The sequence below is a fragment of the Neorhizobium sp. T25_27 genome (assembly GCF_002968565.1).
Lineage (GTDB): Bacteria > Pseudomonadota > Alphaproteobacteria > Rhizobiales > Rhizobiaceae > Neorhizobium > Neorhizobium tomejilense.
On the sequence record NZ_PVBJ01000025.1, the window covers coordinates 1 to 19,296 of the forward strand.

Here is a 19,296-nt window from a genome sequence, read left to right on the forward strand (position 1 = left end):
TCTTCTGGAGCCAATCGGAAACATTCCGCCTGCAGAGGCAGAAGAACAATACTACGCCATGCTGGACGCGCCAGCGATGGCCGCATAACTTAAACCAAACGGTCTCCGGCAAACCCGGGGCGGTTCAGTTTGCGCAATATCAGGGATGCGCCTTCCGGGCTTTTCAACCTCGCGCTCAAGTCGCCAGGCTACTGGCGCATCTCGATCTTGTAGCGCTTTTTAGCCCGCGAACCGGTTGGAAACCGAAGCCCTGCGCGAGCGATGGCTCCCGTCGCAGGTGTTGCCTTAATGGCCGTAGATCGTATTCGATAAGAGTTAGACGGTTCGCATAAGAACATCTACCCGGAAGCTTTCAGGCGCGGAGGACGCTTCGGCCCTCCGCCAACGGCTATGCAATAACGGCGTTGTTTGAGATGCGGAGGAGAGCCTGGTATTCCTCTCAGGAGGCTTTCCTTGTCGCTCAGACTGGGAAGGAGCCTCTTGCCGCAGCATTTGGTTCCGCAAAATTTAGTGTTCACGCGGGGGGAGAAAGCCTTTTACCGTGTCTAGTTCTGGCCAAGGTAACACGGTCTCTCCAGAAACCTTCCACATGCCAGAGACGCGCTTCAACCTGAGTTCATAGAATGCCGGCGCAGCGCGGTCGCTCATGCGACGATAAAGGATGGCGGTTGCGTCATTGCCTTGCTCCTCGATATGAAGAATCCGTTTCTCGGTAGACAAGGCTTTCTCCCCGGCGTCACGCCGTGATCGAAATTCCTGGAACATTTCGGATTTCGAGAACCGCTTAATGCCTCCGTCGGCGGCCAACACCAGAAAACCGAGGTCGTCGGTGTAAAGATCTTCCATTTCGTCCATCCGATAGTTGCTGCCAGTTTCGGCAAGTTTTTCGATGAACGTTATGATTTCCTGATTTTGAACAATGGTCATTTTCTAGCTCCTATACATGGCGTTACGCCTTCCTTCTTTCCGATCTGAAATAGGAGCCAATTGATACGTTCGTTAGCGGGATGTATGGAACATGAACTATTCCTGGAGGGCTAATATCCGCTTGCGCTGCGGCGATATACATCAGTTTCTCGCTGCCTACACCGCAGAAAACATGTAGCCGATTGCCGTTGACGGGTAAGGCTCAAGCGCGGAAGCAACAGCCGGAGCCGGCTTCAAAGCACCGTCGACTTATGGATCACCGGAGCAGGCCTGGGTTGGCTGCATCGTCTATGTTTCGGCGTTGGTGGCGGGGAACACTCGTTGGACCACTGCGTTGATCCAGGCATCATCTATTTCAGCGTATGGAATGAGCATGCGGTAATAAAACGCTCCGTATAATAGATCGAGCGCCAGGCTAGCTTCCTCAGATGAGACACCAAACTCCTGCATGGCCTTTTGTCCCGATTCGCGCCGTGGACCTATCCATTTTTCCCAGAAGGCTCGGGCGAGTTCGTCATCCGATTGCGATGCGCCGACGAGATGTCTCAGAAGGTCTTTGCGAGAAGGCACCAAGGCGCGCGCAAAATCTCCGAGCGCGTTGCAAAGCATATCCTGAAGTGTTGTTCCCTTCCGATAAGCTATCGACGATTGTATGTCGCTAAGGAATGCATCCATGATCACAGCCGCCGCATTCGGCCAGCGGCGGTAAATCGTTGTTTTGGCCACGCCCGAGGCGGTGGCAATGCGCTCGATCGTAACACGTTCTGGTCCGATTTCTGTCGCGAGTGCTAAGGCGGCGGCCTGGACGGCCAACGTCGCCGTCACGCTTCGGCTTCGGCCTCTTTTGCTAGCCGTGGTCATTCAAACTCTCCCCCCCAACGCATGTTATTTTAAGCGGCGCTTCTACCATAGGCCAGTGGGCTACCATTGACAACGATATGTAGCGTAGCGTAATTTCTGGTGGGCTTGGGACTAGGCTGGCAGGACACCCTCCGCGCCAAATTGATGTTCCTACGCCGCCTCATTAAGGCCCCGTGCTGAAAACCAGCAAGGAGAAAGGCTGTCATGAATAACGTTGTTCTCAATGGGCGGGCAGCTTCCAGTCCTGACCACCGATCGCCCTGTGACGCTCGAGATGTTCGGCTCGACGGAGTGGCAAACGATGTCGAGATTATAAACATGGCGCGCATGTCGCTCGTCGCAGACCTCTCGGATTCAATCTCACATCAGGTCAACGACTCCCTTTCCGCTATCGTCATGGATGGCGAAACGAGCCTTGCATTGCTGAATCGGGAAAGTCTTGAGCTGGAGAGAGTCAGAAATGTCGCTCGGCGAATAATGTCAACCGCCAGGAAGGCTAGCGAAAACGTCAGACGAATCCGTGGCTTAGCGAGCAATGAAAGTAGAGAGCGTGTGCTCGTCAATATGAATTATATCGCTGCAGAAGCGGTTGCGATCCTTCAGGGCAGGTTCGATCGAGAGATGATTACCCTTTCCGTCGACCTTGCCGATGATCTTTCTTTGATTTCGGGGGATACCATCCAGTTGCAGCAGCTCGTCCTGAATTTGCTGGTCAATCGCATTCAGGCAATTTCGGAAGAGGGCAGTTCACGGCGAAAACTCGAATTGACGACACGGCAAGGTGATGGCGATTTCGTTCTCCTTGCGGTGAGAGATAGCGGTAGGGCAAGTACCACGCGACGGCAAGTAAGCATGTCGGACTGGTTTCCCGCTACGAAGATGGATGGAGCTGAGGTCAGCCTTTCTGTTTGCCGCTTGATCGCGATAGCGCACGGCGGGACTTTCATCGAACATGGTCAGCCGGATGGTTGGACGGAGATTGTCTTGGCGATCCCTGGCGCAAACTGCGCGCTCGCGCAAACGGCATAGCATCGCAACAACCAATTTGGGTAACCGTCGCGCGAGCTTACGGTTAGCGCGGTCGCCACCATTGCCACCACTTATTACAGCTTAGGGCGTTAGTTTCTGCAGTCCACGTCCTCGCGCTCCCCCAAAATGCGATATGCGCTTTACGCTGTCCATTCGCGGATCGTGGTTACAAATGCATGGAGGAGCGGTTGCGTCGGCGCGTTTCGCGAGGATGCCGCATCTGTTCTTGTGACGGTCTCGGAATGACAATCGATTCAAATGCTTAATGTCTGGCTCCGCTAATGATGGTTGCATTCCTATTTAATGATAAAAATAGCACAATTTATTGTTATAAATAATTGGCTCGTATATACCTCCGTGACTTTCATGGAGGAGCCGATGAAGCACATCGTTGTGCTGGAAAGTGATGACGCCGCACGTGGTGACTTAGCTGACTATCTCATGCGGCAAAATTTCCGGGTAACTCAATTATCCGAGCATCTGCATCTTCGTCAGATACTGTCTCGGGAGATCATCGACGCGGTTTTGATAGATGTGAAATCGGAGGAAGATATAGGACTGGTGAAAGACATTTCGCGGCTAATTGATGCCCCTGTTCTGCTCTTGAGCACGAACCGAACAAGTGAAGACGAGAGGGTTCGGGGGCTTGAGGCGGGTGCGGCGGACTACCTTTGCCGGCCTTTCGGATACCGCGAGCTCTCGGCTCGACTCAATGTTGCGTTGCGTCAAAAATTTAATCCCAGAATTGAGCGACAGCGACGTTCATATAAATTCTGTGACTATGAACTGACGGTGCAAAGCCGAATCGTAACGCGGTCAGATGCTCACACAGTTAAACTCACAACCGCAGAGTTCAATCTGCTGACGGCGTTTTTGAATCAACCACGTCAAGTCCTCACGCGTGAAGAACTGGTGTCGGCAAGCCGAGTGCATGCTGGTGAAATTTACGATCGCAGCCTTGATGCTTTAATTTTGCGTCTTCGACGAAAAATAGAAATAGATGCCGTCACGCCGCGACTCATCTTAACCGAGCGGGGGGTAGGTTATAAATTGGAGTGTGATGTCCAGTTCGATGAAAGACCGAAGATAAAACGGTGACACAATCAGTTGTTGGAGATGGCAGGCGCTTTAAGTTGATGGGTTTCGGAAATTTGTATCTCAAAGCGGCAAGTTAGTTTTTCATCGTGCATACATTTGTCCGAGACATACTTGCCGCTCGCCGCACTCAGGAAGGATGCGACCGCGCCGCAGATCCTCTTATCGACCCTGACAAGTTTTCCGATCGGGCAGGAGTGACTCACCACAATTTGCCGACCACCATCTGTAGTCGCCTCGATCTGGGCGCCGTGTTGTTCCAGAAAGCGGAGCGCGGTTGATAGCCCGTGATCCCCACCAAGGGCGGATGTTTTTAACGCGGAATGCAGATCAGCACCTAAGCGCTTTATAATCTCCGGTGCCTGTTCGCCTGCTTGTGTCAAAAGTGCTTCGAGAAGAAGGGGGGCAATCGCTTGATACGCAGCCGACATCTGTTCGACTTGCTCCGGAACGATCTCGTAGGAAAGAGAGGGCTTTCCTTTTCTCCCTGTGCGAATGATTTCCTGTGGGCGAACCAGACCACGCATCCTCAGGTCTTTCAGCGGCACCAAGATTGCGTTTCTGGTCAAACTCAATGCCTGACATAGTTCCGTAATCGTCATGCTGCGATGACGAAGCAAGGAGAGAATGGCGTCTTTGGTCGGCTGCGGTTGGTGCATGCCAAAGGCATTACGCGCGCCATCTGGCAAGAGCAAGCACTATGCTAAGTGGTTCTCAGGCCGCTCCACGCAAATTCTGAAGAGGGCGGCGGGCCTTGCCAGTGAACTCTGAGCGCCGCCAGTCGCGAGCCTCGGACGCCAATCAGCGCCCATTATGCCGCGGCCATGACGGCCGCGGGTAAGGTGAAAATGAACTTTGCCCCGCTGGGCTGATTATCTTCAGCCCAGAGCTTTCCCCCATGTGCTTCCACAATGGACCGTGAGATGGCGAGCCCCATGCCCATTCCTTTGCTCTTGGTGGTGAAAAAGGGGTCGAATATTTTTTCAGGTTGTTGAATCCCGGTGCCACTGTCGATGACTTCGGTATGGATCTGATTATCTGCCTGATATACTTGGATGTGCACAACCCGGCCTTCCGCCCCACGTGCCATTGCATCGATGGCATTTCTAACAAGGTTCATGAGAACTTGCTGGATTTGAACGCGGTCGAAAGCCAGAAGTTGAAGATCATCCTCAATGTGTGCCTGTATGGAGACGCCGTGTTTGGCTGCGTCCGCAGCCACGAGATCGCGTACCTCGCCCACGACGGAATCAAGTGACGTGGCGTCCCGGATATCCATGGATTGCTGAAAGAGTGAACGAATTCGCCGAATGACGTCTACCGCCGTATGCGCACTCTGAATAATACGGTCCGCAGACTTGGTCGCTCGCTCGATATTCGGAGGGTCTGCCTGCAACCAGCTCAGGCAGGCGGTCGTTGAGCTGATAACAGCGGAAAGAGGTTGGTTGACCTCATGCGCAATCGACGCCGAGAGTTCCGCCATGCTGGCGGCCTGGCTTGCCCGCGCGAGACTCTCTCGGGCTAGGCGCAGGTTCTCTTCCGCCTTTACTTCGCCATCGACGTCAAGACAAATTACATTCCATTGAACGATAACGCCCTCAGCGTTTCTCATGGGAGCTGCGCGCGTCTCTACCCAGCGATACTCGCCGTCGAACCGCCTAAAGCGGTGTCGTCTTGCATAGGGCTCACCAGTGGCCAGGCAGCGAGCGTAGTGCTGCTTGACACCCTCGACGTCCTCTGGATGAACGCCTGCATCGAGGGTACCGTCCAGACGGGACTTGCCGGTGCCATCCAACGCATCGAGTTCGTAGCCTAGAAACTCACGAAGACCTCTGCCACGGAATATCGGCTCGCCATCCGGTGCGGCACAATCGATCATGGCCGGCAAAGTTTCGACCAGTTGCCAAAGAAAGCGCTCTCTTTCGCGCAAGGCTTCTTCGGCTTTCACCTGCTCATCGATGTCAAACAAAACTCCATACCATTGTAATATCGAGCCATCTTCGTCGCGATAGGGCTCCGAGCGGCCCTCAACCCATCGATAGACACCATCAGCGCGGAGCATTCGATATTTCATGAGGAACGGTTCGCCAGTTCTCCTGCACTCGGCCAAACGATCGCGGACCGCAACGAGGTCATCCGGATGCGTATGCTTACGTTGATCAACCGCGCGTCTAGGCTCGTTGGGAACGTCAAAATCGTCGAGCTCCACACCGTGGAATTTTCGCAGCTGCTGATTGATGTAGATTGGATCTCCTTGGGGACTTGAGCACCAGATTTGCGCGGGGACTGCATCAACGAGCCTTTGAAGTCGCCTTTCGCTTTCTTGTAGCGTCTCCTGCGCGCGGACGGAATCATCGATATCCATCGAGACTGTCAGCCAATGGATGACTTTTCCTTCGTCGTCCCGGAGTGGTTCGCTGCGACCGTCTACCCAGCGATAAACACCATCTGCTCGCTTCATTCGGTATTTCATGGCATATGGCTCGCCCGTCGCGAGTGAGTAGCGAATCGTTGTTAGAAATTTGATTGCATCTTCGGGGTGCACGAGAGATTCCATCGCGGCCGCCAAGCGGGTCATCCCAGGTTGGTCGAGTTGGGATATGTCTGGCATGCCACAAAAATCTAATGCGCGTTTGTTGAAGAAGGTTGGTTCCCCATCAGGCGTCAGACGCTTGATCTGGATGGGAACCATGTCGACGAGTTGCGAGAGTTCCCGCTCGCGCTCCCGGAGCGCGGAGATACTTTTTTTGAGCGTGTCCAAGGCCTGCTGATGTTGTCGGGATATCGCCGCCACTATCAAAGCCGAAAATGCGGAGATACCGAGGAAAAGCTGTAGCATGATCTGCTTTTGCCGCTGCGATTCCGGATCGCTGGTAAACTGGCTCGCACCGGAAACAGTCACAATCGCTGCGACTGAAGCCAGGAGAACCAGGGCAAGTACGGCACCCTTGAATTCGAAGCGTACAGCGGCCCACAGCAAGGGAGGCAGGATAACATAGGCATATGGCTCGTAGCCCGTGACCGAGAGGACAGCGACCACCAGGAAAATGGCTGCTAAAGCACATGCCTCGACCCATCTGGCAGTCGAGATCTGAGACCTTGCTGTCCAATTGTGAAAAACCACGAGCGCTAATGGAGCGACGGTCGCGACGCCGGTGCCATCTCCGATCCACCAGAGGATCCAGGATGCCCCGAAAGGTTGAATGCCATAGGCTGCGAGAGTAAGGCTGCCTATCGTGGCACTTATCAGTGGGCCTATACAGGCCCCCAATAGGATCAGCGCAAGAACCTCCCCGTACGTCTGCAACCTCACGGATTGCCCACATATTCGGCAGATCATCCATGCACCAAAAGATGCCTCTGCGGCATTTCCAGCAAAAATTAGTGCGGCCGCAGGCAGTGGGTTCTGGAACCAGAGAGCGTTTCCTATAAGCTCGCTAAATAACGCTGCCATGATCCACCATGGCCAGCTCTTCTTTGGCGCAGCGATCAAGGTAGCGAGAAAGAGGCCGCTTGGTAGCCAAATAGATACCCCGGTTCCCGGTACGGTCGCTAAAGCTTCGGCGAAGCCCCCGCCCAATATATATGCAAGAACAAACAGAATAACATGCGATAGTCGCGGACGAGCAGACCAGACGTTCATCACCACCTGTCCTATCACCTTCTTGCAGATTTAGATTACTCTAGTGTTTTTTGAGGAGGTGGCATTCGCCACGACCGGCAGGCGTGCGCATTCATTTTAGCTACCAATTTACAGCGGGTTCAAGAAATATTGATTTCCATGCTTCTTTAGGGGGGGCTTGGAAAATGGTTTCGGATCACGGGCTCTAGACCTCTTCGGATCGAGGTCTTCTTCGCGGAACGTCTGTCACACAAAATGCTGAGCCGCTTTTTAAATTTCACTGGCGTGCTCCCAGATGTGGTGGTTCTGGGATTTACGCCTTGCCGACAGGCATTGGGTACTATACGTGCGTTTAGCGCTAAGGCTGGTTGGGTGAGAGCGTCATTTGTGGCTGGAAGCAGCAACGAAGGCCAACAGATCTGCGGAGTTGATTGGTTTCTCAAGAAAACCAGCCGCTCCACATGCCTTGACTGCGGTCTTGGTTCTGTTGTCCGAAAACGAGGTCATTATGCACACCGGCGGACCGCCGCGCTTCACGAGGGTCTCCACCAATTCCAACCCGTTGGTGCCAGGCATTTTCAAGTCGGCAAGCACGCAGTGGGCGAGGTGCAGCTCGCCGGATGCCAGGAAGGCATCAGCCGAACTGTAGGTCCTGCTTCTAATACCCATAGCATCGAAAAAGTCATGCAAGGACTCAAGCAGCAACGGGTCGTCGTCGACGATCGCCACCGCTTTCTGAATTTCGCACTCCATTTGACCTCGGATTTCGGCTGCAGCACCCTTAGCGCTGTGTTCTTGAGGAAGGGCCGGGATGACCGGGTGCTGCTAGTTTAGAAACTCGAACTGCCTGACGAGCTCGGCAAAGGACGAAGCCTGCATCTTTCGCATCACGCTACCCCTGTGAAGCTTTACCATGATCTCGCTTATGCCCAGCTCGTAGGCGACTTGCTTGTTCATCAATCCGCTTGTCACTAGGCCGAGGACCTGTACTTCTCGGGGGGTTAGGGTCGCCGCACGCTCTCGCACCAATTGACGATAAGCTTTCTGCTCTTGTTGTTCGGTATCGATGGCGAGGGCAGCATTGATCGCATCAAGGAGTTCATAGGTGCGAAGTGGCTTCTGGAGGAAATCAATTGCGCCCGCTTTCATCGCATTCACGCTGGTAGCGACGTCTCCGTGGGCAGTCATGAAAATTACGGGCAGCTCATATCCCCTTGCTTCCAGTTCGCGCTGAAACTCGATTCCGTTCACGCCGGGCAACCGCACATCCAGCAGAACGCAGCCCCCGAAGTCGCGCGATGCACGCGAAAAAAAATCGTCAGCATCTTCGAAACCTTCGGCAGCAATACTTAATGATTGAAACAGATCCTGCAGCGAAAGACGAAACTGCTCGTCATCTTCGACTATGTGAACAATCTGCCGTAGTGGAGGGCTGTTCACAGGAGTGGCGGCAGTAACTGCCATGGCTGTTCCTCCAACCGGATTGAAAGGGCTCATTTTTCTCGCATTCTACCAGCGTATTCGTCCGTTACAAGTAAACCAACGTTTGCTATCTTATTGCAATTGAAAGAAGAAGTGCGCCGATGGAAACTGGATCGCCACAGCATGGCTGCGCAGACGTTTCCTTTTGCTCACAAGCATTTCGTCCAGAGACGTCTCGCCAAATCGAGCCCTCTATTCGGAACTAGATTGCAATGAAAAATTGGCAAAGGCGCTCACCCCTGTGAAATTTGGAGGATAGCTCAGAAAAAACGCCCGGGATCAAGCGTTTCTCTGGGGTATCCGCGGGCTAAGCCGCACCGGTAATTTTCGCCCCAAGCAACCCTGCCGCGACGGAGGCAAGCCGGCGCCCTTGGAAACGCGCGGCGTCCGCCTCCGTGGATGCATCGTATTTGGCATTCACCACGTCGGCATTCTCACGCCAGCCTGGCGCTTGCGACATCGTTCCTTGATCGACGAATTCTCGCGCGCGGCGAAGGCGACTGTCTGCCTTCGCCTGGATAGCGCCCTCGGCAATGGCGTTTGCAAGAATCTCGGTAGGGCCGTTTCGCGGATAGAATGCGATCAGGACTTTGCCTTTGGTCATGTTTCTCTCCAGCACGATGTCAGCTGCCGACAATGGTGGCAGCTTGCGGGGAAACTGGAGGAGTGCGGTTGCTGGCGAAAGTCGGCCATTGCTGAACTGTGCGTTCTGAAATTTGGACGATCGGCCCTGGCCACCGATAATATGGATGTTCCATTGCTTGTTTGCTGACCCACAAAGGAATACCGCGCCGATCTGAACCTATGACATAGCGATAGGCACACGGAGTATCCGACAATTTTGCAGGTCCTCTTGGGCCGCCCCTGAAACCTCGTTTCTATAGCCAAACCAACCTAGGAGCCACTAGGGTACGAGTCGCTTAAGGATGCGAAAAGGTCTGAACATGCTTCGACTCTATGATAGCCGGTTTTCGGGAAACGCTTGGAAAATCAGGATTCTGCTAAGTCAAATTCAGCGACCGTTTGAGCGTGTCACGCTTGACCTGGATGCCGGGCAGACCAAAACGGACTCGTTCCTAGAACTTAACCGCTTTTCCCGCATCCCGGTTTTGCAACTTTCAGATGGCCGGACAATCGTGGAGTCGGCCGCGATCTTGCTTTATCTCGCGGACGGGACTGAATTCCTTTACGACGATTCGTACCTCAGGTCGCAGGTTATGGGTTGGCTTTTCTTTGAACAGGGCGACTTGCAAAAGTCGCTTGCATTGGCCCGCGTCTATCACATCAAGGGCATAGCCGACGAAATGTCCCAACAGATCGAACGGCTGCATGCCAACGGCTATATGGGCCTTGAAAAGCTCGAGCGATGGCTTTGCCGACATGAATGGTTGGTAGATGACCGCTACACAGTGGCAGATTTGGCAGTGTCTGCATACGTCTCCCTTGCGCACGAAGGTAGCTATCGGATGGAACGTTTCCCGTCCATCAACAGATGGCTGGACAGGGTAAGGGCGCAACCGGGTTGGCTCGGCATCTTCGAGCGCAGCCCCTACCAATACGGTTAATATGCCGGCCTAGTCTCCGCGGGTAGATTGTTCTCGGAGCGAAGCTTTTTTGATTGGCGTTTCAAACGGAACGGTGCGGACGCTTGTCGCGCTTGAATGAGGCAGCAGAGAGCGAGTTATGGCGGAACACTTTGACCTGTCGATAATCTTGCTGAATTTCCTTGGGATTGCGGGGATCATCGTGTGGCACCTTCAAGGCCGGACAAGGCCGACGGAGCGGCTAGTCGCGCAGATCGCCTTCTTTCTGGCAATGACCGCCACCCTTGTATTCGCCAGGGTAAACCCCTTCCGCTTTGATTCTCCGCATATGGATGGTGACGGAACCCTCGTCGTGTCCGCTAAAATTCTATGGTGGACTCACATGGCGTGGGCAACGATCGGTTTCGTGCGAATTTATATCGTCTTAGACGGGCGCCCTCGCGAAGCCAGACTGATTCAGGACCTCTTGGTCGCGATGGTCTACCTCGGAGCCTTGCTGTCCGTTATGGCATTCGTCTTTGGCGTACCGATAGGCACGCTGCTGGCGACGTCCGGTGTCGTTGCAATTATCCTGGGTCTGGCGCTTCAGAATACGCTAGGAGACGTGTTTTCCGGCATCGCGCTCACGTTGGGGCGACCCTATGTGATCGGGGACTGGATATCGCTAAGTGATGGTACCGAGGGCAGGATCGTCGCCAGTAACTGGCGCTCCACCTATATTCTTACCGGCATGCATAATCTGGTTGTTCTACCAAACAGTGTCCTGGCCAAACAGGGGCTGACGAACGTAAGCAAGCCCGACGAAAATCATCAGATCTTGCTTCCTGTCAGAATCGTTCCGAACACGAGGCCAAAGTTCGTCGTGGACATTTTGCACGAAGCATTGAACAGCTGTAATGGGATTGTCCATGAACCGCCCCCAACGGCGGCCCTTGTCGGAATCAACGGGACTGCGATCGAGATAGAACTTCAGTTTCGGGTGACGGGTCCGGCACAGCGCGGTTTGGCCCGGAACGAAGTGATCGACCTGATTTACCAGCATTGCAATTCGAACGGCCTGATGCTGGCGAAACCTCCCGGAACTCAGATATTCGAAGGTTCAGACGCGTTGGAACGAGCACACATATCGGTCGAAAGGCTGTTTGATTCCGCTCCACTTTTTGCAGGCTTGACCGCCCCAGAGCGGGCGGTTATTGCCGCTTCATCAAAGCGCGGGGAGGCTGCCGCCGGTTCAACAATTGTCACCAAGGGTGAAAAAGTCGAAACTCTCGTTTTGATCAATACCGGGATCGTCACCTTGAACGACGATGGCGAGGAAATTACCCGGCTTGCGCCGGGCGACTATTTGGGAGCCAGGAGTGTTGTCAGCGGAGAACCCGAGTTCCACGAGGCCAAGGCTTTGACGCGCATCACGTTCTTCCAGATCGATAAGCTTGATTTTGAAAAGCTGATATTGAGCCGGCCTTCGATTCTCGATGATTTAAGTTGCCGAATGAGCGAGGCGCGAGCTGTGCAGGCAAACAGCGGCGAACCAATTGTTTCGGCCCAGGCGAGGGCCGACCTGATCCAGACCATTCGATCAGCGTTTGGCAGTCACTGATCCTCGACTAACTGGAGATCCGTTTCGTGCATCTTGGGGTAATCCATACTGCAAGGGTGCAGATTGTCCGGCAAAAACCGTGGCTGTTTTCTCGTCAGCGACACGACGATCGAAAGGCAGGCGTATTCGAAGAGATGCGACGATGGTGTCATGGTCTTGCCGATCGAACTTCGAGGGGTCGATGTCGAATGTTCTCACCGGAGTATCCGGGGCGTTCAACCGCGCAGAACGGACCCGCGCAGATGATTCATGATGGTAAGTGCTGATGCTTGATCTCAAGGACGTATACTTCTTTGTTCAAGTGGTTGATCGCGGGGGATTTACTTCCGCAGGCCGAAGCTTGCGGGTGCCGAAGTCCACGCTCAGCCACCGCGTCCGCGAACTCGAGACATCGCTTGGTATCAGGCTGATCAATCGTACGTCTCGTCGATTTGGGATGACGGACGTCGGCGCCGAGTTTTATCAGTACGCTTTACAATTGCTTCAGAGTGCCGATCTGGCCGAGGAATTTGTCCGCCAACGTCTGGTGGAGCCGAGCGGTACAATCCGGATGACGACAGCCGTGGAGATAGCCCAGTTTGCGCTGAAGGATCTCATACCGATATTTCTCAACAGATACCCGAAAGTTAAAATAGTTGAAATTGCCACCGATAGGCTTGTCGACATGGTGGGTGAGGGTTTTGACTTGGCTCTCAGGGGGCATGTCGCGTCGCTGCAGGATTCCACGCTCGTTCAGCGAGGGATAGCTAGCGTCCCGTGGTATATTTTTGCGAGTCCCGAATATCTGAAAGTGGCTGGCGAGATAGCCGAACCGCAGAGTTTGACAAGCCATTCGACCCTGTCGATGGATCGCCATGGTGCGGATGTGTGGCGTTTGAGGGGGCCTGCAAACCAAGAAATCGACATTCCGATCAAGCCGAGATTTCTAAGCAACAACATGATCGCGCTCAAAGAAGCAGCCTGTGCTGACCTGGGTGTTGCCGCGCTTCCGGGATACATCTGTCGCGAAGAAATTGAAGCAGGCAATCTTCGTCAGATTCTGCCTGGCTGGATAGCAGCCGATGCTCGCATGAGCGCGCTGATACCTTACCGGAACGGGCTACTTCCGGCTGTCCGTTCTTTCGTCGATTTCCTTGCTGCGGAGGTACCCAAGGCAACGGCTTTCACGCCTCTTCCTGCCGATTCACCGAAGAAATAATAAAGCTTCAGTCCCAGAGCTTTCCAATCGGATCCATCTTTTCTGAGTCCGAGATCGCTCGCCACAACCCCAACTTCCGTTCAGTGGAAAATTGTGAGGCGGCCACATATTCTGCGTTATTCGTGCTGCGGCTCAAATCGGCACCAAAGAGCAATTCACGGAGCCTCGGATACAGATCGCGCATCTCCTTTTCCGCCTTCACGGTAAAACTCTCAAAAAATGAGGTTATCTCCAAGGAGGCGTTCACCAAACCGGCGATTCCTCATGCGTATCTGCCATAGTCTTATTTTTGCGTCCCGATGTCATTCCTTGCGGCGAGTGCTCCAGAAGAAGCAGGGCGTCCTGCACGGCGAGTTTCCGCCGGCGCACCACGCCGGGTAATCCTAAAATATGCAACGGCTGAACGAGGCTGACAGCGATGCAAGGTCTATTGTCGGAAACAACCGGACTTGTGACATTTGTCCGGACTGTGCAAACGGGTTCGTTCAGTGCGGCCGCCAAAAGTCTGGGGGCGACGCCGTCGTCAGCTTCCAAAAGTGTCTCCCGTCTTGAAGTCTTGCTGGGGGCGAAGCTGTTTCGCAGGTCTACTCGCATTTTGACGCTAACCCCTGAGGGAGAAGCCTTTTATGAAAAAGTGATGCCTCTGCTCCAGGAAATAGAAAGCTCAACTGACGTAGTGCAATCTCATGGAGCGACCTTCGGCCATTTGCGTATAAGCCTTCCCGGCGAAATGGGGCGGCTTCTGGTCGGGTCAATTTTTAGCGGTTTCATGCAGACCTATCCCGGAATCTCGCTCGAGATAGGCATGACCGACAGTCATGTGGATATTTTGCGTGACAACTACGACATAGCCTTTCGTGTCGGTCATGCGAATCATAACGGGCTGATGTCCCGAACGCTTGCTCACCTCGACATGGTCCTGGTAGCGGCACCGTCACTGATAGAACGCTACGGAAACGTCGAAGTGGTCGAGGACCTTCGCGAGTTGCCGTTTGCACGATATTCGGTCCGGGGCCGACCCTATCCCGTTCGCTTTGCCGACGGCCTTGAGGTTCATCCTCGAGGCAGGCTCGATTTGGACTCCGCCACCGCGATCATAGAGGCAGCAAAAAGGGGGCTTGGAGCAGCGCACGTGCTGAAAAGGATAGTGCAGGACGACATCGACAATGGATCCCTCGTTATCGTTCTTCCAGGCTGCAAGCTGGAGAGCCTCCCGTTTCGAGCACTCCATGCTTTCGGTCGAATGCCAAATCTGCGTATGCAACTCCTGACCGACTTTGTCGCGGCGACCATCCGACGCTCGCATTAACATTAAGTGCTTGGCACATCCAATTGCCTCGTGAAATAGTGCTACGCGTTTCTTTGCTCCCGCTAATGACCTGTGTTGTGGGCAACCAGTTGCTTGGCTGGTCGAGAAAGCCAAGCTAAGGTATGCAGTCGGCTGATTATTGTGTCGGGGCGACGAGATATCGGACATGTTTTCTCCGTTGGCTGCAGCAAACGCCGAGATGCGAAGGTCGTAGGTCTGATCGGCAACAGAGAAGTCTGGGATGGTTGAGCTGACGGTACGACGTTTTATATTTCTGACGGCACTCGCACTGGTCGGACTGTCAGCGTTCTGGAGCGTCCATACCGTATTCGGTTTCTTACCGTTTCTCGTAGCTCTGTTTCTCTACCTTGATGGGCTGCCTTTCCGGGTCGGGGTATCGTTGCTATTGCTGTGCTTTCTGGGCACGACGGCGATAGTGCTAAATTATGGAGGAGAAAGGGGAGGGGCCGCGGCCGCCTTGGCGGAGTTGTTGGCGGCCGCGCTGTGCACCGTCTTGGTCGTCAAAGGGAAATCATCGGGATTTCTATCTGCCGCGCAAGTTGGGCCTTCGCATTCAGCACGCAGAAATTTACTCCCCAGGGATCCAGGCGAGGGCGTGTTCGCCCAGCCAGATTTCATTCGCGAGGATGATCAGAAGGACGCAATGTTCGCATCCGCGCGCGCCTTTTGGACCGAGGTCACACAGGTGACGAACTTTCGGCTTCGCCAGGAGGACGGAACCTATCGATTGACGAAGATCAGGACGGCACCTCCTGTTCCGGGTGTCGAGGTCAGTCAGTTGGTTGGCAAGGGCTTGCAATCTGTTGTCGAGCAGTCCGGTTCGGAAGCGTCCAACATCGATCCGATCACTGCGGCAAAGACCATAGAGAACCTATTTGGCAACGGGTGGGCATTCGATGCTCAGGGCCGGTGGATTTACCTTCCGCCGTTCACGCAAGCCACTCTGGGACACACGCCCTCTGAACTGAACAAATCATGTGACGAAGGTTATAGCGCCTGGCGGCTTCTTCTACATCCCGATGAGTATGAGACCGTTACTGAAAACTGGCAGCGGTCGTTGACGACGGGGGCGCTTTTTATTGCGGAGTTCCGCATTAGAAGAAAGACGGGGTACGCATGGGCCCGGAGTTCTGCTCGAGCGCTTCGTGATGAGCACGGAAAAATTGCCGGTTGGTACGGGACATCAATCGACCTCGATGTTGATCGAAAAACGGTGGACGCTTTGCATGAGCGTGAAAAGGAGCTGCTGGAACTGGTCAATGTCGTTCCCAGCAATCTTTGGCGGCTTTCGAAAAACGGCGAACCTGATTTCTTCAATTCGAGGATGGTCGATTATTTGGGCATACCGGTGGAGAAAATCGCCAAACCTGGTTTATCTCGTTTGGACGCCATGATCGAGACGGCCATACATCCCGAAGACAGGTCCAATTTCAAAGTTGCAATTACAAGATCGCTTGAAACCGGTGAAGGATTTTCTTCTAGGTACCGCCTTCGTCGGTTCGACGGAGCCTATCATTGGATGTCCAGTCGGGCCGAGGCCTTGCGCGGAAGGAATGGTGAAATTCTTCAATGGTGCGGGCTTTGTCACGATATCGATGATCAGGTTCGTATCGAAGAGGCTCTGGTACGCAGCGAATGGCATCTACAACAGCTGATAGATGCTCTTCCCGTTCGCGTATGTAGCTGGACCCCAGAAGGCGAAATTTCATATGTGAGCAAGCGGTACCTCGAAGAACTTGGCCTTACGACGGCCACCTTTGCGGAAATGAGCGCGGCGGCGATGGAGCTCGTTCATCCTGAAGATGCTCCCGGAGTCAAAGCCAGCGCTGCGGAGGCGATCCAGAACGGCACGGTCTTTCTCACGCGGTATCGTCGGCGCGGAAGAGATGGCATTTATCGATGGACAGATGGACGGTTCGAGCCACTCCGAAATGGCGATGGGAAAATAACGGAGTGGTACGGTTTAGCGATTGATGTCGATGACGAAATGCGCGTGCAGAAGACGCTTCGGGAAAGCGAACAATCGCTCCAGCAGCTCGTGGAAACTCTTCCTGCGATGATCTACTGCGCCACGCCTGACGGCAAGCCGATTTACCGAAGTCAGAAGCTGCGTGAGTATCTGGGCTTCGGTCTTGAAGATAAGGATGGTCTCGGCAGTACTCGTCTCGATGGTACTCTGGAGGCGATCATTCACCCCGATGATCTGCCGCTCGTCCGAGAAAGATACGGTCACTCGCTGGCAACCGGTAAGCCCTACGTACTCAAGCACCGACTGAGGCGTTACGACGGTCAATATCGTTGGATGGAAACACGAACATCGGCGATGCGTGACAAACTCGGAACAATCATACAATGGAACGGAGTATGCCTCGACATTGACGATTGGGTACGCGCTCAGGAAGAGTTGGGGCAAGCGCAACGCAATCTCGCTAGAGCAAGTGAAGCGGCTAGCCTGGCAGAGCTCACTGCATCAATTGCGCATGAGGTCGGTCAGCCACTGGCAGCGCTGGTTTCGAGTTCTGATGCTTGCCAACAATGGCTCTCGGCAGATCCCCCAAATATCGAACGCGCGCAGAGAGCACTTGAACGCGTGACAAGAAGCGCGGGGACGGCCACCGAGGTCGTCAACCGTATTCGCGCCTTGTTCAAGCACAACAACGATGCAAGGCGAAAAGAATCGTTCGATTCAGTTCTCGCGGAAGCAAGGGAGTTGATGGGCGAGGAAGCTTTGCGGCGGAATGTACACATGGAAATTGATAGCGAAGGTGAGCTACCTTTCGTCCTTATAGATCGTGTTCAAATCCAGCAGGTTCTTGTAAATCTCGTCCGGAATGCATTCGACGCTCTGGAGCCGGTCCCGGCGAACCGGACGCTTAAGGTGCTGGCGTCCAGGAAAAGTAACTCCATCGAGGTCCAAGTCATCGACAACGGATTGGGCATTCAAAATCCAGATAGAATATTTGAACCGTTCTTCACGACAAAAGGACAAGGAATGGGAATGGGTTTAGCTATCTGCAGGTCTATAGTGGAGTCCCATGGTGGACAGCTTTGGGTGGATAAAACCGAGCCACGGGGCGCGACATTCACCTTTACATTGCCAATTGACGATTTGTGACCTTTATCCCTCGGGTGGCGCACGGAGACAGCCAACGGCGAACAGCGTGAATTTCCACTCCCATTCTTATCCCGGCTCGCGGCTATCAGGGATTGACCGCAAGTTCGATCGCAGACCGCAGTTCCTTGCTGGCGAAAGGCTTGAAAAGGCATGTGCCAGCCTTCTTGGCCTCGTTGATCACAGCGTCCTGAGCTTGACCTGTCATGAAGACCACGGGAATTTCTATCTCCCGCCGCTTAAGTTCATGATTGAGATCGACTCCTCCCATGCCGGGCATCGAGATATCCAGAAGGAGGCAATGGGTGTTCGGAATTGCCGACGACTCAAGGAATTCATGTGCGGATGCAAACGTCTTTACGGTGTATCCAAACACCTCAAGAAGATCGAGCAAGGACTCCCTGACCGATTGATCATCGTCAACGATCGATATCAGGGGTGAATTTGTCATACCGCTCATACCTACGACTTACGCGCTGTTTGAAGACTCTCCGAGAGCTTGTACCGCTTTTGCGGCGGGACTCGCGGCTTCCTCCGATGTTTGTCAGAGTATGAACGAAAACGTGGCTCCTTGCTTATCGTTCCGGGAGGCCCATAAACGCTCTTCGAGGCTTTCAATAACGGCTTGGCTGACGAAAGGCCAACACCCATACCATTGGCCTTGGTGGTGTAGAACGCCTCGAATATTTTTTCCGCCATAGCCGGTTCAAATCCAAGGCCGCAATCACTGATATCGACGCGTATTTCATCCGGTTCGGAAATTCGTGTTCGAATTTGTATCGCTTTCGGTGTTTCAGATGTCGTATGCATTGCATCCATAGCATTGAGCTCAATCGGCAGGCCGTTTTGGCGTCATTCCAGAAGAGGTTTCCAAATTCGATTTTGGGGCGAGGAACTGCTTTTGAGAGGGCCGTCGTGGTCTATCCAGACTTAATACCGTCTGGATAGCACGTTTCAATCGAACAAATTCCGAAAGACGGGCCTTTGTTAGCCGATTCTCCATCTTCACTGAAGTCGCGTCAAGGCAAATAGGTTAGGTCATGTCCGCTATCCCGATACGCGGGAGCGAGTTGTTTTGCTGTGTTTGCAACATTTGCCAGCACGCCAATATAGCAAATTGGTCACAGATCGAGGACGCCTCTGCCATCTCCTAAACAGATGTATAGCTATACCCGCGTCCGCCTGTGAATGACCATTTGCTCGGCTATGCGTGGAACCTGCTTCGGCGTGCAGCTGCAACACAGTTTTCAAAGGAACGGGTGAAAGAATGACACAGCGACTGAACTACGCAGAGTTATCGCCTGAACATTTTAAGGGCATGATGGCCTTTAGCAACGAAGCCAAGAAGGGTTCGATCGAACAGTCGATCTGAACCGCCCCGGCTTGGCCGGAGACCCCAACTCGTGAGAAGTAGGGTCTATGACAAGCAAGACGACGAACAAATTCTCTCCTGAAGTCCGCGCCCGCGCCGTTCGGATGGTGACGGAGCATGAAGC

17 protein-coding genes are annotated in these 19,296 nt (G+C 53.8%); 7 read left to right on the plus strand and 10 right to left on the minus strand.

Features of this window, described 5'->3' with window-relative positions:
* Positions 1–507: 507 nt before the first annotated feature.
* Both C5J24_RS31195 and C5J24_RS31200 read right to left on the minus strand, forming a co-directional pair.
* Positions 508–927, minus strand: a complete 420-nt coding sequence (locus C5J24_RS31195) for a hypothetical protein (RefSeq protein WP_105423607.1) — start codon at positions 925–927, stop codon at positions 508–510.
* Positions 928–1,215: 288 nt separating this feature from the next.
* On the minus strand, positions 1,216–1,788 hold the full coding sequence (locus tag C5J24_RS31200; protein ID WP_105423608.1) for a TetR/AcrR family transcriptional regulator: 573 nt from the start codon (positions 1,786–1,788) through the stop codon (positions 1,216–1,218).
* Positions 1,789–1,992: 204 nt separating this feature from the next.
* Between C5J24_RS31200 and C5J24_RS31205 the strand changes: the two genes are divergently transcribed.
* Entirely contained in the window at positions 1,993–2,817 is an 825-nt protein-coding gene (locus C5J24_RS31205) for an ATP-binding protein (RefSeq protein ID WP_105423609.1), read from the plus strand.
* Between the two features lie 378 nt (positions 2,818–3,195).
* Positions 3,196–3,915, plus strand: a complete 720-nt coding sequence (locus C5J24_RS31210; protein ID WP_105423610.1) for a winged helix-turn-helix domain-containing protein — start codon at positions 3,196–3,198, stop codon at positions 3,913–3,915.
* Between the two features lie 5 nt (positions 3,916–3,920).
* On the opposite strand, the gene C5J24_RS31215 is transcribed toward C5J24_RS31210, so the two are convergent.
* The 5 genes from C5J24_RS31215 to C5J24_RS31235 form a co-directional block, all read right to left on the minus strand.
* On the minus strand, positions 3,921–4,607 hold the full coding sequence (locus C5J24_RS31215) for a metalloregulator ArsR/SmtB family transcription factor (protein WP_105423611.1): 687 nt from the start codon (positions 4,605–4,607) through the stop codon (positions 3,921–3,923).
* A 116-nt stretch (positions 4,608–4,723) separates the two neighbouring features.
* On the minus strand, positions 4,724–7,558 hold the full coding sequence (locus C5J24_RS31220; protein WP_105423634.1) for an MASE1 domain-containing protein: 2,835 nt from the start codon (positions 7,556–7,558) through the stop codon (positions 4,724–4,726).
* 357 nt (positions 7,559–7,915) lie between these two features.
* Positions 7,916–8,287: a response regulator transcription factor gene (locus C5J24_RS31225; protein ID WP_105423612.1), complete on the minus strand. Its 372-nt coding sequence runs from the start codon at positions 8,285–8,287 to the stop codon at positions 7,916–7,918.
* A 72-nt stretch (positions 8,288–8,359) separates the two neighbouring features.
* Positions 8,360–8,998 carry a response regulator transcription factor gene (locus tag C5J24_RS31230; protein ID WP_105423614.1) on the minus strand — a complete coding sequence of 213 codons (639 nt, stop codon included), beginning with the start codon at positions 8,996–8,998 and terminating at the stop codon, positions 8,360–8,362.
* 325 nt (positions 8,999–9,323) lie between these two features.
* On the minus strand, positions 9,324–9,620 hold the full coding sequence (locus tag C5J24_RS31235) for a hypothetical protein (RefSeq protein ID WP_105423616.1): 297 nt from the start codon (positions 9,618–9,620) through the stop codon (positions 9,324–9,326).
* 340 nt (positions 9,621–9,960) lie between these two features.
* Here C5J24_RS31235 and C5J24_RS31240 point away from each other — a divergent pair, with 340 nt between their 5' ends.
* The 3 genes from C5J24_RS31240 (at position 9,961) to C5J24_RS31250 (ending at position 13,358) form a co-directional block, all read left to right on the plus strand.
* Positions 9,961–10,581, plus strand: coding sequence for a glutathione S-transferase family protein (locus tag C5J24_RS31240; RefSeq protein ID WP_105423618.1), 621 nt, complete (start codon positions 9,961–9,963; stop codon positions 10,579–10,581).
* Between the two features lie 118 nt (positions 10,582–10,699).
* On the plus strand, positions 10,700–12,160 hold the full coding sequence (locus C5J24_RS31245) for a mechanosensitive ion channel family protein (RefSeq protein WP_105423620.1): 1,461 nt from the start codon (positions 10,700–10,702) through the stop codon (positions 12,158–12,160).
* A 265-nt stretch (positions 12,161–12,425) separates the two neighbouring features.
* The gene (locus C5J24_RS31250) at positions 12,426–13,358 is read left to right on the plus strand and encodes a LysR substrate-binding domain-containing protein (protein WP_105423622.1); all 933 of its coding nucleotides are present in this window, start codon (positions 12,426–12,428) and stop codon (positions 13,356–13,358) included.
* Between the two features lie 7 nt (positions 13,359–13,365).
* Here C5J24_RS31250 and C5J24_RS31255 read toward each other — a convergent pair whose 3' ends face one another.
* Positions 13,366–13,605, minus strand: a complete 240-nt coding sequence (locus C5J24_RS31255; RefSeq protein ID WP_172724205.1) for a hypothetical protein — start codon at positions 13,603–13,605, stop codon at positions 13,366–13,368.
* Between the two features lie 171 nt (positions 13,606–13,776).
* Between C5J24_RS31255 and C5J24_RS31260 the strand changes: the two genes are divergently transcribed.
* Positions 13,777–14,667, plus strand: coding sequence for a LysR family transcriptional regulator (locus tag C5J24_RS31260; protein ID WP_105423626.1), 891 nt, complete (start codon positions 13,777–13,779; stop codon positions 14,665–14,667).
* 241 nt (positions 14,668–14,908) lie between these two features.
* A complete protein-coding gene (locus C5J24_RS31265; protein ID WP_105423628.1) occupies positions 14,909–17,803 on the plus strand; it encodes a PAS domain-containing sensor histidine kinase in 2,895 nt (964 codons plus the stop codon).
* An 85-nt stretch (positions 17,804–17,888) separates the two neighbouring features.
* Here C5J24_RS31265 and C5J24_RS31270 read toward each other — a convergent pair whose 3' ends face one another.
* Together C5J24_RS31270 and C5J24_RS32810 are read right to left on the minus strand one after the other, a co-directional pair.
* Entirely contained in the window at positions 17,889–18,260 is a 372-nt protein-coding gene (locus C5J24_RS31270) for a response regulator (protein WP_105423630.1), read from the minus strand.
* 2 nt (positions 18,261–18,262) lie between these two features.
* Entirely contained in the window at positions 18,263–18,619 is a 357-nt protein-coding gene (locus C5J24_RS32810) for an ATP-binding protein (RefSeq protein WP_105423632.1), read from the minus strand.
* Positions 18,620–19,296: the final 677 nt, after the last annotated feature.

Coding starts and splice junctions, on each gene's coding strand:
- C5J24_RS31195 (WP_105423607.1), bottom strand. CDS start 927: ATGACCATTGTTCAAAATCAGGAAATCATAACGTTCATCGAAAAACTT.
- C5J24_RS31200 (WP_105423608.1), bottom strand. CDS start 1,788: ATGACCACGGCTAGCAAAAGAGGCCGAAGCCGAAGCGTGACGGCGACG.
- C5J24_RS31205 (WP_105423609.1), top strand. CDS start 1,993: ATGAATAACGTTGTTCTCAATGGGCGGGCAGCTTCCAGTCCTGACCAC.
- C5J24_RS31210 (WP_105423610.1), top strand. CDS start 3,196: ATGAAGCACATCGTTGTGCTGGAAAGTGATGACGCCGCACGTGGTGAC.
- C5J24_RS31225 (WP_105423612.1), bottom strand. CDS start 8,287: ATGGAGTGCGAAATTCAGAAAGCGGTGGCGATCGTCGACGACGACCCG.
- C5J24_RS31230 (WP_105423614.1), bottom strand. CDS start 8,998: ATGGCAGTTACTGCCGCCACTCCTGTGAACAGCCCTCCACTACGGCAG.
- C5J24_RS31235 (WP_105423616.1), bottom strand. CDS start 9,620: ATGACCAAAGGCAAAGTCCTGATCGCATTCTATCCGCGAAACGGCCCT.
- C5J24_RS31240 (WP_105423618.1), top strand. CDS start 9,961: ATGCTTCGACTCTATGATAGCCGGTTTTCGGGAAACGCTTGGAAAATC.
- C5J24_RS31245 (WP_105423620.1), top strand. CDS start 10,700: ATGGCGGAACACTTTGACCTGTCGATAATCTTGCTGAATTTCCTTGGG.
- C5J24_RS31250 (WP_105423622.1), top strand. CDS start 12,426: ATGCTTGATCTCAAGGACGTATACTTCTTTGTTCAAGTGGTTGATCGC.
- C5J24_RS31260 (WP_105423626.1), top strand. CDS start 13,777: ATGCAAGGTCTATTGTCGGAAACAACCGGACTTGTGACATTTGTCCGG.
- C5J24_RS31265 (WP_105423628.1), top strand. CDS start 14,909: ATGGTTGAGCTGACGGTACGACGTTTTATATTTCTGACGGCACTCGCA.
- C5J24_RS31270 (WP_105423630.1), bottom strand. CDS start 18,260: ATGAGCGGTATGACAAATTCACCCCTGATATCGATCGTTGACGATGAT.
- C5J24_RS32810 (WP_105423632.1), bottom strand. CDS start 18,619: ATGGATGCAATGCATACGACATCTGAAACACCGAAAGCGATACAAATT.